8 protein-coding genes are annotated in these 13,177 nt (G+C 38.1%); 2 read left to right on the forward strand and 6 right to left on the reverse strand.

What is annotated here, in order from left to right; translation table 11 throughout:
• Nucleotides 1-191: 191 nt before the first annotated feature.
• Together LCF45_RS06405 and LCF45_RS06410 are read left to right on the forward strand one after the other, a co-directional pair.
• On the forward strand, nucleotides 192-1,526 hold the full coding sequence (locus tag LCF45_RS06405; protein ID WP_002126016.1) for an FAD-dependent oxidoreductase: 1,335 nt from the start codon (nucleotides 192-194) through the stop codon (nucleotides 1,524-1,526).
• 159 nt (nucleotides 1,527-1,685) lie between these two features.
• Nucleotides 1,686-2,096 carry a DUF3908 family protein gene (locus tag LCF45_RS06410; protein ID WP_002126019.1) on the forward strand — a complete coding sequence of 137 codons (411 nt, stop codon included), beginning with the start codon at nucleotides 1,686-1,688 and terminating at the stop codon, nucleotides 2,094-2,096.
• Between the two features lie 32 nt (nucleotides 2,097-2,128).
• Here the strand turns inward: LCF45_RS06410 and LCF45_RS06415 are convergent, their stop codons facing one another.
• The 6 genes from LCF45_RS06415 to odhA form a co-directional block, all read right to left on the reverse strand.
• Nucleotides 2,129-2,719, reverse strand: coding sequence for a class I SAM-dependent methyltransferase (locus LCF45_RS06415; RefSeq protein ID WP_078206341.1), 591 nt, complete (start codon nucleotides 2,717-2,719; stop codon nucleotides 2,129-2,131).
• A 92-nt stretch (nucleotides 2,720-2,811) separates the two neighbouring features.
• The gene (locus LCF45_RS06420) at nucleotides 2,812-4,374 is read right to left on the reverse strand and encodes a SagB family peptide dehydrogenase (protein ID WP_002126024.1); all 1,563 of its coding nucleotides are present in this window, start codon (nucleotides 4,372-4,374) and stop codon (nucleotides 2,812-2,814) included.
• A gap of 22 nt (nucleotides 4,375-4,396) precedes the next feature.
• Complete coding sequence (locus LCF45_RS06425) at nucleotides 4,397-6,346, reverse strand: TOMM precursor leader peptide-binding protein (protein ID WP_263894713.1); 1,950 nt, start codon at nucleotides 6,344-6,346, stop codon at nucleotides 4,397-4,399.
• Nucleotides 6,343-8,262, reverse strand: coding sequence for a putative thiazole-containing bacteriocin maturation protein (locus tag LCF45_RS06430; protein WP_078202975.1), 1,920 nt, complete (start codon nucleotides 8,260-8,262; stop codon nucleotides 6,343-6,345). The genes LCF45_RS06425 and LCF45_RS06430 overlap by 4 nt, the downstream gene beginning before the upstream one ends.
• Before the next feature lie 125 nt (nucleotides 8,263-8,387).
• A complete protein-coding gene (gene odhB / locus LCF45_RS06435; RefSeq protein WP_002168867.1) occupies nucleotides 8,388-9,644 on the reverse strand; it encodes a 2-oxoglutarate dehydrogenase complex dihydrolipoyllysine-residue succinyltransferase in 1,257 nt (418 codons plus the stop codon).
• A 129-nt stretch (nucleotides 9,645-9,773) separates the two neighbouring features.
• Complete coding sequence (gene odhA / locus LCF45_RS06440; RefSeq protein WP_002126030.1) at nucleotides 9,774-12,641, reverse strand: 2-oxoglutarate dehydrogenase E1 component; 2,868 nt, start codon at nucleotides 12,639-12,641, stop codon at nucleotides 9,774-9,776.
• Nucleotides 12,642-13,177: the final 536 nt, after the last annotated feature.

Below are 13,177 nucleotides of genomic sequence, written 5' to 3' on the forward strand. Positions count from 1 at the left end.
CACCTACTTTCAATAGTTACTGTTATAGCATATTAAACATCTTGTTTATAAGACACGACGGATACCTATTCATGCATAGGTTTGTGCACCAAATTTGTAGATAGAATTCTATTTCTTTACAATGGAAGTAGGTGTTATTTCTATAAAATATGGAAATCGTAAAGAGTATGTAAAAAAGAAGGAGTGGTAAAGTGAACTATGTCATTATTGGCGGAGATGCAGCAGGTATGAGTGCAGCAATGCAAATTGTTAGAAACGATGAAACTGCAAATGTTGTAACGTTAGAAAAAGGTGAAATCTATTCATACGCTCAGTGCGGATTACCGTATGTGATTAGTGGTGTTATTGCTTCTACTGAAAAGTTAATTGCACGCGATGTAAAGACGTTTCGTGATAAATATGGAATTGATGCGAAAGTACGTCATGAAGTAACGAAAGTAGATACGGAAAAGAAAATGGTGTACGCAGAGCATACGGAGACGAAAGATGTTTTTGAATTTCCGTATGACCGTTTATTAATTGCGACTGGAGTGCGTCCTGTTATGCCAGAATGGGAAGGGCGAGATTTGCAAGGCGTTCATCTTTTAAAAACAATTCCGGATGCTGAGCGCATATTAAAAACGCTAGAAACGAATAAAGTTGAGGCTGTAACTATTATTGGCGGCGGTGCAATTGGACTAGAGATGGCAGAAACATTCGTCGAACTTGGTAAGAAAGTAAGAATGATTGAGCGAAACGATCATATTGGCACAATTTATGATGCCGATATGGCGGAATATATACATAAAGAAGCAGATAAACATAATATTGAAATTTTAACGAATGAAAATGTAAAAGCGTTTAAAGGAAAAGAAAGAGTAGAACAACTGGAGACGGATAAAGGGACGTATAAAACTGATCTCGTTTTAGTATCTGTCGGTGTACAGTCAAATACTGATTTTCTTGAGGGGACAAATATACGTAAAAACCATAAAGGTGCAATTGAAGTAAATGCTTATATGCAAACGAATGTGAAAGACGTATATGCTGCTGGTGATTGTGCAACACATTACCATGTTATAAAGGAAATTCATGACCATATCCCGCTCGGAACGACTGCGAATAAACAAGGGCGACTTGCCGGACTCAACATGGTTGATAAACGCAGAGCATTCAAAGGTACGTTAGGTACAGGCATTATTAAATTTATGAATCTGACGCTCGCAAGAACAGGCTTAAATGAAAAAGAAGCGAAAGGGCTAAACATCCCGTATAAGACGGTCAAAGTAGATTCAACAAATATGGCGGGCTATTACCCGAGTGCTTCGCCACTTCACTTGAAATTACTATATCACGCCGATACGAAACAATTATTAGGCGGTCAAGTAATTGGAGAAGAGGGCGTAGATAAACGTATTGATGTTATCGCGATGGCACTTTTCAATAAAATGAGTATTCACGATTTAGAAGATGTCGACTTAAGTTACGCACCACCATATAACAGCGTTTGGGATCCAATTCAACAAGCAGCAAGGAGAGCGGAATAGCACTTTTTTAAGTGCTATTTTTTTTGTGAAAGGGGAATAAATAAAGTTTCACTTTATTTTGAATATACCGTTCACCCTTGAAAACATAGTACGTATCGCTTATATTGTCATATAGTATTTGTTTTTTAATAAAGCAATGAACGAACCAGGGGGCACAGTATGGCAATTAACATGAATACAATCGAAGAATGGATTGCTGAATCAAATGCAAGAAACGAAGAAGACTTAGGAAACGTTGTTGAAGAGATGAAAGAAGTATGTGTCGGACTTGATAACGCGACATTAATTTATACGAAAAACATATTTTGTTTCGGTAAGAAAGTAGAAGTATTCTTCTTCTTCCAAGATCACGTCGTTATCGGAGAAGAGAAGGAAGAGTATATTGAGATTGAAAAATTAAAGTATGATGACATTACAAATAGCAACTTAAAAACAAATGACAAAAATACAACGTTAGAACTAAAGTTTTCTAACGGGAAAGCTATTAATTTAGATAGTCTAAATGATAACTACGGTACGAAAAACTGGTTATTTGCAAGACAAATTAAGAGTATTTTTAAAGTAATCTAGTAAAAAAGGCAGACCTTGAAAGGTCTGCTTTTTTACTTATTTCCTATTAAATAAAGGCACCCTCTTTCTTCATAACATTTCACGCTTGTAAATCCCGTCTCATAAAAAAGGTTTACTAATTCTTCGGTCGTCTTAAATTTATCCATATGATATTGGATTTTGAAAGTTTCAGCGACTAGTAAAAAGGATCCATTCGGTTTTAAGACGCGAAATACTTCTTTCATATCATTCTCAACATCAGGCCAAAAGTAGTGGGTTTGAAAAGCGGTAATGAGATCAAAGAAGTCCGGATGATATGGAATAGAGGAGACGCTTGCTTGATGAATAATTACTTTCGCTGCTTTGACATCCTTCATATTTGCTTTCTTTGAGTTTTCAACAGCTTGATTGGAGTAGTCGATCCCGTATATTTTCCCAAGCGGAGTTCGTTTTGAAAGAGTCTGTATGGTTTTACCACCCCCACAACCAATATCTAAAATAACTGTATTTTCACGTATATGTATTTTTTGTAAAACCCAATTTGTTAGTCTCGTATGCGCAGCATTCATAATGCAAAGCATAGAGGAACCAATTGTCCCGCGAGGATTTTTCGCTTGCTCGATTAATCTTTGTAAAATACTCAATTCAAACTCTCCTTTTATATAAGAATATGTATTTATTTCGCTTTTAATAATTTAACTCCTTTAAAAAAAACACGCCATTAATCGGCGTGCTTCTAATTATGCAAGGACCCTTTTAGCCAATTTCGCGCTCGATACGCCCCAACCGGAATTTGAATGAGTGAAGTTTCATTTCCGGCATCAATCCCGTACAATTGATCGCATGAATTTGTATCAAAACTTAGTAACGGATGCCCGCCCATCCCCATAGCGGTCGCAGCTAAAACGAGTTTATGAACGAGCATGCCAGCTTCCATTTGATGAATTCGATATCCTCTATAACCTAATTTATTTTTATAGTAATCTTTATTTCCGATTACATGTAGACAAAGTGGTACTTGAAAAAGGTTTACGTTATCCATCGTCATACTGGATTGCAGAGAATAACGAAGGTCTCCGTACCGAATTGGCTGTATGGAATGTGTCCTACTGTTATAAGCGTAAGCGCCGTTTTCTATGTCTTTTACGTTATAAAAACATCCATATAGTGAGACTCGTGCGTTTTCATTTAAATATTTGCCATCAAGGTCGTTGTAATAAGGGAAGGAGAGGCTCGCTGCTTGTAGTAGAGTAGCGAGCTCGGCTGCATCCCATTTCGTTAAAATGAAGTCAGAATCAGGTGAATATCGTTTTTTACAAAGTTGTAAAAAATCATATGATAAACGTTCCACTTTAGGTAGCTGCATAGCGTGTGCACTATATTGTTGTCGTTCTTCACGGGTAAATGTTTGGAAGTGTTCTGTTGATTCAATCATAGAAGCTGCGTTTATTTTTTTTATCATCGGATATTCATCTACATATTTTGAGCGAACGAAATGCTCATGTGTTAACGGCGGGATTTGCTGCAACAAGTCATGAGAAGTAATAGTTTTATTTTCGTGATGATCATCATGAAACCAATCTGTATTCGGTTCTGTACTTAAAGGAATAACAGCATACACACTTTCTTCACCTTCTGACAGTCCAAGTAAATGATTCATTGCCCGATCTAGAAACTGAAAATATACACCATTTGTATAACCAAATTGTTTTGCGCATTCAAGTAATTGACCGATTAGAACACCACTATCTAATCCTTGCAGACGATACGAAAAGTTATTGTATTTAAAGAAGTTTTTCCAAAACATAGTGGATACAAATGCAGCACCAAAACAAGAATGTATGTTACAACGATTGCCGAGTGCTTCTGTAAGATAAGAATCAAAATTTCCTTCACGAAGTAAGATAAGACGGTGGTGCGCGGCGTCGTAATGGTAAATGCCGTCTGGATAATGATCAATTTTTAAATACATATATAATTCATTCGGATATAAAGCACCCCCAGAAGGGATGAATCTTCGAAATAGAGTCGTTGTTTTATTATTTTCTAGGTTAGTAGTAGGCTGACATAATTGTGTTAAACCAAATGAGTACCAAAGATAATGCCCGATTTCCTCTAAGTTAGGTTTAGTAGAAGAATTCCGCAAAGTTAATGGGATTTCTAAAGAGAGAGGGATTACTGGTAAATTTCGATATAATTTATAAGGAAGTGGTGCGTCTTCCCAGTCAATCTCTTTATCGGACGACATAATTTCATTAATAGAAAAATGGAGATGATGTAAAAAAGTATCAGGTTGCATCAAATTTCCCCCTCACTATGAATTATGGAAACGGATGCGGATGTGGATTTAAACTTTCATTCGTTAAAGGCTCAGCCCAATATCCAAGTGTCATCGGTACGGTATACACTCTATCCAGTCCTGTAACCCGAGTGAGATGGTGACCGAACGTCATCGGTAACATGCCTGGAATAATTACTTTTACACAATGTAAGCCGTTCTTTTCTATAAGGGGGACCGTTTGATTTACAACAATTACTTCAAGTCCAGATTGATGTAACCTGTTTAAAAGTTGATGAAGATCAGATGTTAAATCCATATCAAATGATTGTAATGCATTCATTTCTTGGAACGTTTGCACTGGAGCATCATCACGTAAAAGGAAGTGAAGACGTTCTTCCGCTTCTTTCAATCCGTACAGCATACTATGATCTTCCATTTGCGAAACAAGATATGGATCTTGTAAACCGTTTTCATATTTCTCTCTTTTTTGTTCAAGCTCTTCATCTGTTATAAGTAACATGCCCGCTATTTCATGAATTGCATTTTTTACAGCTCGAATTGGTTCCATATGTGCGCCGCCAGCACAGACGAGATTCATACCATCTTGCCTTGTATTTTTCGCAATGACCCATATGCTCGGAATACCATGTTCCATCGTCGCGTTGAAAACGTATAATTCATATCCAGTAATTGTGCGTAAGCGTTCCAACATTAGTTGCAATTCAGTATCATTGGCTGAACTAAGATCGAGACGGGGAAGAGGTAATTCGGCATACCAAGTGAGCAAAAAGGCGTCACGCTCTACAATTTCTAAAATGCCGTGAAAAATTGCTTCTTCTAAACTACCACCAATTGCACATCCATTTGATGTTTCATACACGAAAGCATCTCTATGACCAAGGCTATAATAAGCGATTGATTCTGGAACTAGAAGTGGTCGGTTTTGTAATAAAGAATATCCCCATACCCAGTTTTGCTCATAATCAGGATCAAACGGCTTAAATGGAAAACTATCACGATTGTAATGTTCATTTGTATGCACACCAAGTGTGAGGGGATTCAGTGCAATATCTTCTAGCTCACGAAAACTGCCATGTACATTTGTTTTTTTTCCACGAGGCGACATACCGCAATAGCGTTCTAAACCTTCTAAAATAGCGGTTGCTTCACTAAGTGAAAATGAATGAGTCCGGCCCGCGACACCTTCATTTCCAAACAGTAACGGCATGTTTATAATGACATCAGCAAACGGTAATAAAGAATGTTGCATTTTGCCGTTTAAAATACCAGTCCGGTAATCTAAATAGTCTCTCGTTAAAAATGTGTTTAGCTCATGAATGGAACGACAGCGATACGTTTCAGTACTCGTTTTCAAACTTGGTTGTAAAGAAATTTGCGCTGCATCTGCTGTATCGTCAGGCAAATTGCTGCATACCGGACAGAGAGGGTCTGGAAGAAACGAATTCCGGGTACATTGTAACGTTTGTAAGTCCAGTAAAATGAGTTCGTTTTCTAAAGAAGAATATCCATGAGCTAATATTTTCTCTGTTTCGGCATGAATGAGCTGGCACATTTGTAACATTCCATTTTGGGTGGCACGTACATCACGCCTCGTCACGTTCTCTGCTTTTAATGCATATTTTCGTTGTAGTTCCCACATTTCTTTTTGATCAAAGCCAGCTATAAACCGGCGTCCATCAGCGCAGTGGGAACATCCAGTTGTAAGAGGCTTCACGTAAGGACCGATAATACCTTCACCAAACGAAGTAAACGCGCGAAGCCACGGAATATTATTTGAGCGAAAGATAAGCTCTGCATCATGATGTACGGAAGAAGGAGACCCGTCATGTAAAACGAGAGCAAGATGAATGTTTTCAGGGAGAGCTTCTGTAATTGTATGCTGGCGGATGAGTGAATATTGCTTACACAATTGCTCATGTACATAGTCTGTGAGTAGGCCATCTCCTATAAGTAGTATGTTTTGAGTCATTGGTCATCCTCCTTTGCAATTAATACCCCATATACACCATCTAAGTTGTCTCTTAAAAATGACTCAATAGCTAAATCAAAAACGAATGGATACAAGTTGTTTTCCGTTAAATTTTGCAAAGCAACTTGTAAAGACTGTACGCCTGGAATTTCTTCCTCTTCTTGTATTGCTACTCTAACAGGATCCGTACTATATAAAACAATGGATGATTCCGGTAACATATTAGCTTTATAAGGAATCTCTTCATTTTGAATATGAAGGAGTGCTTGTTGCAGAGCATTTCTTAATGCGAGTGTTATATTAATATTTGCCGCACCATACCATCTATCATTAATACCGATCCAAACGACAGGAAAACCAAGTAACTCCTCACTCATTCCTACTTTAGGTATTTCATGAATTGTAGAGAGAGCATCGTAGTAAAACCTACAATGTTTATCATGAATTTCGGTTAAATAAAGCTTTGTAATCTCTTCTAGCATATGTGATTGGCGTTCATATAACTTATTATTTAAATGTTTTTGGAGTGCTCGGTATACACCTTCTGTCATCGTTTCCCCAGCACCAATACCGATATCAGTATGTTCGGGGATAAGACGATGAATCATTTCAGCTACATATGTTTCAACTCCTGTTAAACCAGCTTCGCGGCGTGCTTCATTATGAGTTAATCCACCGCAAGTTATAGTAGGAAGGGGAGAGGTAGGTCCGTCTGATAATGGATTTGCAACTTGAATATTGCACTGTGATAAAGGCAATTGGTGTAAATCTTGTTCATCCCACATGTGGAATATACCAGCTTCTTTAGAAGTTAACGTATCAAAAAAACGAAAAAGTTCAGTTGAAGTATATTGTCCGGAACGTTGGGCAAGGTTTTCTTGAAGATTTTGCACCGTATCAATTGTAAAGATTTCATCGGTTGCGAGAAGATGTTTTATGAAAGGGTGCCACTTTCCTTCAAGTGTTTCCAAGTTTAATAAAAAGAATTGAGGATTATGCTGCCTATGTGAACCTTCAGCGACATGTTTAAATAACTCAAAAACGATAACATTTGCTAACATTGCAGATGCAATTGGTGAGAAAAGTTCAGGTGGATTTTCACTTTGTAAAGTAGTTTCGTGTAGACGATGCCAAGCTGATTCCCAGCATTCTTCACGGTCTGCGGTTACGACGGGTCCAGCTAAACCAATTCTTGATAAGCAAATAGCTGGTATGAAATTTTTCTTAAACTCTCTACAAATAGTATGGATTGCTCTTAAACTTTCAATATCTCCATTTTGGGAAACGTATAAAATCCAGTCGAAAGGCTCGAATACTTCATGTAAAGGGCGATCAATTGTAATATCTATTTCTTGAATAAGTACATTGTCATCATTTGCATATGCACGTTCGCTTAGTTCGTGAATTCGATCGTAGTTTGTTTCAGCACGATCTGTAACAAGATAATGGAATGTAGGTAAACCAGATTCTAATAAAGAAGAAACTAGGGAAGTAAGCATATCGCCAGAACCAATTATAAGCACATTTGCTGCGCGGTACGTTTCGAATTTTAAAGCGCCTGAATGGGAATCAGCTTCTAAAAACTCAATTTGCGAAGCGTATCTGTCGAGTAATGCACTGTTTAATTCGTGGGGAGCATCTTGGCTTACATCACGAATGAAACCATTTTCATATAAAATCTCTCCAATTTCAAATACACGATTTTGATAGGGGAGAGGGAGACCATCGGTTATTTCTGTCAAAGAATGATTACCGTTAAACATAGGCATTAATTTCTCAATCCAGTCATAAATTCCATCACCATCCATACGGAATGAACTGGAGTTATTTCGAAAGTAAACACCCCCGTTTGAATCGGGGAGGAAGAAAGTATCCTTATTTGCTTTAAGTTTTGCATGAACTGGAAGGTTATTCATGTTTATCCCCCTTACGTTTTAGGCATACATTATTAGTCTATGTAGTGTGATTTGTCCCGTATGAACATAATGAAAAAAGGCTGTAGAATGATTCATTCTACAGCCTTTAATAGATTAATAATCTATCAACCTTCTAATAATAATGATTTTGGATCTTCAAGCATATCTTTAACAGCAACAAGGAAGCTAACTGCTTCTTTACCATCAACAATACGGTGATCGTAAGATAGTGCAAGGTACATCATTGGACGGTTTTCCATACGCTCTGCATCAATTGCAACTGGACGTACTTGGATTTTATGCATCCCTAGAATACCTACTTGTGGACTATTTAGGATTGGTGTCGACATTAGAGAACCGAACACACCACCATTTGTAATTGTAAATGTACCACCTTGTAGCTCTTTTAATGAAAGTTTATTATCGCGTGCTTTCAGACCTAAATTACGAATCTCGCTTTCAATTTCAGCGAAGTTCAATTGGTTAGCATCGCGTACAACTGGAACAACTAATCCATCTGGAGCTGCTACTGCAATACCGATATCATAGAATTTTTTAATGATAAGCTCATCGCCTTGAATTTCAGCATTTAATAATGGGAACTGTTTTAATGCTGCAACAACTGCTTTTGTGAAGAATGACATAAAGCCAAGACGTACATCATGTTTTTTCTCGAAAGCATCTTTGCGTTCTTTACGTAATTCCATGATTGCACTCATATCAACTTCGTTAAATGTAGTTAACATTGCAGATGTTTGTTGAACTTCTACAAGACGTTTTGCAATTGTTTGACGGCGGCGGGACATTTTCACACGCTCAACTGGTTTTTCAAATTCAGTTTTTGCAACTGGAGCCGGACTTTGTTTTGGAGCAGCTGGTGCTTCTTTTGGCGCTGCAGCGTGAGCTTGTACATCATGTGGTCTCACACGTCCAAGTGGATCTGTGCTACGTACTTCGTTTAAATCGATTCCTAATTCACGAGCCATTTTGCGAGCAGCTGGTGATGCGATAGGACGATTTGTATTTGGTAAACCTTGCAACGCTTTATTTTGTTCAGCACTTGGAGCTGCTGCTTTCGGTGCTTCAGTAGTTTCTTGTTTTGGTTGCTCATTAGCCGGAGCAGGTGTGCTTACTTCCACCGCTGCGCCGTTTGCATCTAAAATTGCGATAGTAGCACCAACTTCAACTGTATCTCCAGGTTCGCCTAGTAACTTCGATACAATACCTGAATCCTCTGCAATGATTTCTACATTGACTTTGTCAGTCTCAAGCTCAACAACGCTGCCACCTTTCTCAACTTTGTCGCCTACGTTGATAAGCCATTGTGAAATAGTTCCTTCTGAAATAGATTCTGCAAGCTCAGGTACTTTAATTTCGATCATTTTAAATGTCCTCCCCTTATTTGCCTAACGGTGTGTTTTATCTTCTTTAATCTTCGGTAATCTCCATTTGTTAGCCTGGCTGTGGCAGACTATCTGCCACAGCCAAGCCTGAAAAATTCATTGTTACTTTCAGTTGCTGAAAACTTCAATTTCTTGTTTATCTTGACGGAAGTTGTACTTCACATCTAAAGCGTGTGCAACGATTAATTCTTGCTCAGCTTTGTGAGCGAATGGATCGCCACCAGATGGGCTAGAACGATCCGGGCGTCCAATGTAACCTGTTTTCACTTTATCCCCAGCTAGTTCGAACAGAATTGGAGCCATGTAATGCCATGCGCCCATATTACGAGGTTCTTCTTGAACCCAAATGATTTCTTCTAAGTTTTTAAAGCGTTTAATAATAGATTGAACTTTTTCAGCAGGGAATGGGTACAACTGCTCGATACGAACCATATGAACTTCATCTAGGCTGTACTCATGCTTACCACTTTCGATTTCTGCTGCTAAGTCAATTGCCATTTTACCTGTACTTAAAACAAGACGTTTTACTTTATTTGGTTTCGCACCAAGGTTTCCTTGTTCTAAAGCAGGTTGGAAACGTCCTTCACTTAACTCACTACCTGTAGAAAGTGTAAGTGGGTGACGTAATAAGCTTTTCGGCGTCATAATTACTAATGGTCGAACAGCTTCTGTTCCTAAGATAGATGCTTGACGGCGCAAGATATGGAAGTATTGTGCCGCGCTCGTTAAGTTTGCAACTGTCCAGTTGTTCTCCGCAGCTAATTGTAAGAAACGTTCTGGACGTGCACTAGAGTGTTCTGGCCCTTGACCTTCATAACCGTGTGGTAATAGAAGAACTAAACCAGATTTTTGACCCCATTTTGCTCTTCCTGCTGAAACATATTGATCAAATAATGCTTGCGCAGTATTTGAGAAGTCACCGTATTGAGCTTCCCACATCACAAGAGTTTCTGGAGCAAATACGTTGTAACCATATTCGTAACCAACAACAGCAGCTTCTGATAACGGACTGTTATGAACAGAGAATGATGCGTTAATGTTCGGTAAACGGTGTAATGGTGAATATGTTTCGTTTGTATCAGTATCGTGTAATACGATATGACGGTGCGCGAATGTACCACGCTGTGAATCTTGACCAGTTAAACGAATTGGCGTACCTTCTTGCAAAATAGAAGCGAATGCTAACGATTCAGCAAGTGCCCATTCAATTTTACCGTTCTCTTCAAGAGCATCTTTACGGCGCTCAAGAATTTTCTTCACTTTTGGATATACGTTAAAGCCTTCAGGCCAAGATAATAGTCCTTCATTAATTGCACGAAGTGATTCAATTGAAACACCAGTGTCAATCGGTTGAATTCCTTTTGCAACAACCTCTGGAACTTTAACGTGAATTGTTGCAGCACTCGTATCAGCTGGTGGCACTTGTGCGTATTCAGCCTTTAATTCCTCTTGTATAAACTGAGTAATTGTTTCAACCTCATCTGCATTCAGAACGCCAGCAGATTGTAATTGATCTGCATAAATTGCTCTTACAGTTGGGTGATTTTTAATTTTTTTGTACACTTGTGGTTGCGTAACTGCTGGATCATCCATTTCGTTATGACCATATCGGCGGTAACCGATTAAATCGATTAAGAAGTCCTTTTTGAACAGCGTACGATATTGGATCGCAAGGTTTGCAGCAGCAAGACAAGCTTCCGGATCATCAGCATTCACGTGAACAATCGGAATATCGAAACCTTTTGCAAGGTCGCTTGAATATTTAGTAGAACGAGAATCATAGCTATCAGTCGTAAAGCCGACTGCATTATTTGCGATAACATGAATAGTTCCGCCAGTTTGGTATGCATTCAATCTACTTAAGTTGAGTGTCTCAGACACAACACCTTGACCAGGGAATGCAGCATCACCATGAACTAAAATTACGAATGATTTTGTAGTATCTTGTTCTGGAAGACCAGATTTTTTACGATTCTCTTGAGCTGCACGTGCGAAACCTTCAACAACAGGGTTAACGAACTCAAGATGACTCGGATTATTTGCTAATGTAACACGAGTGCTAACCTCTTCATTACCAACGACTTGTTCTCTACCTAAATGGTATTTCACGTCGCCAGTCCAGCCAGCATTTGCCACTGCACCTTCTATTTTTGCATGTTTGAATTCTGCAAACATGTGATTATATGGCTTTTCTAATACGTGAGCGAGTACGCTTAGACGACCACGGTGAGCCATACCAATCATGACATCTTCAACGCCGCCTTTAGCACCTTCTGAAACAATTTCATCTAGTACAGGTACAAGCATATCAACGCCCTCTATTGAGAAACGTTTTTGACCAACGAATGTTTTATGCAAGAATTGCTCGAAACCTTCAACAGCAGTTAAACGTTTTAAAAGAGCAGTTCGTTTTTTATTTGATAATGGTTGACGCAATGAATTTGATTCCACCATTTGATGCAACCACGCGCGTTCTTCACTATCTTGTATATGTGAGAATTCATAAGCTAAAGATTTTGTATAAACGTCTTTTAATCTATGAATTACATCAAGTGCAGTGTGAATACCCTCTGGTGCATCTTGCCATACTGTTTTTGCTGGAATCGCTTTCAAGTCAGCATCGCTCAGTTCGTTCATTGTTTTCTCGATAAGAGATTGTCCGTTTGCAGCATCTTCCATCGGATTAATGTGAGCCAATGTATGCCCGAAAGAACGGATCTGTTCAACAAGTTGAACGACTTTAAGAATCTTTTCAATGTTCCCTGTGTTTTGAGGAGAAAAATGTGTTGCTGTGTTGTCCCCTGTTACGACATCATCTTGAAACGAAGGAGCTCCAAAAATTTCAAAAAGCTCTTGTAATTCCGGATCAACAGAACCTGCTCCAGTTACGTAAAGATCATACTGTTCAATAACATAACCAAGGTTCGGACCATGGAACTTGGCCCAAGGGTTTGTCGTTGTATTCTTCCTCGTCATTTGTTTAAACCTCCCAATGCATATAATCCTTTTTCCATACAAAAAGGTGCATTTTGCTCTTTTCAATAATTGATGAACCAATAATCAATGTAAATGTTTTTCTTTACTCTTATGTTATTACAATAATTTACATAATACCAAACACTATTACTTATCTGTTTTGTAAAAAAACATTCACAATAACTTATCACCCAAGTTAATCTTTCATGTTATAAAGTAATTTCACGGGAAAACGGGGTGGATATATTTGGTATACCTACATTAATACCTATAATTGTTGCATTTAAATATAAGTATAACTATCAGAATGTTTCGATAAAGTTTAGTTCGAATTATGTATATTGGAATAATAAGCGCTTTCATTGATATTATACAACAATATAACGGAATATAGTATAAAAAATAAAAAATTATGAATTTACCATAAACTTTATCTCGATAGTGTTAAATATCGAAAGGAAAATGAAGGATTTCTACAAAAAAAGTGGCTATACATAAAAAATGCTTCATAAACCGTTAGTTTCTATAAATATGGC

It is taken from the genome of Bacillus sp. 41-22, assembly GCF_025809295.1.
Classification (GTDB): Bacteria; Bacillota; Bacilli; order Bacillales; family Bacillaceae_G; genus Bacillus_A; species Bacillus_A mycoides.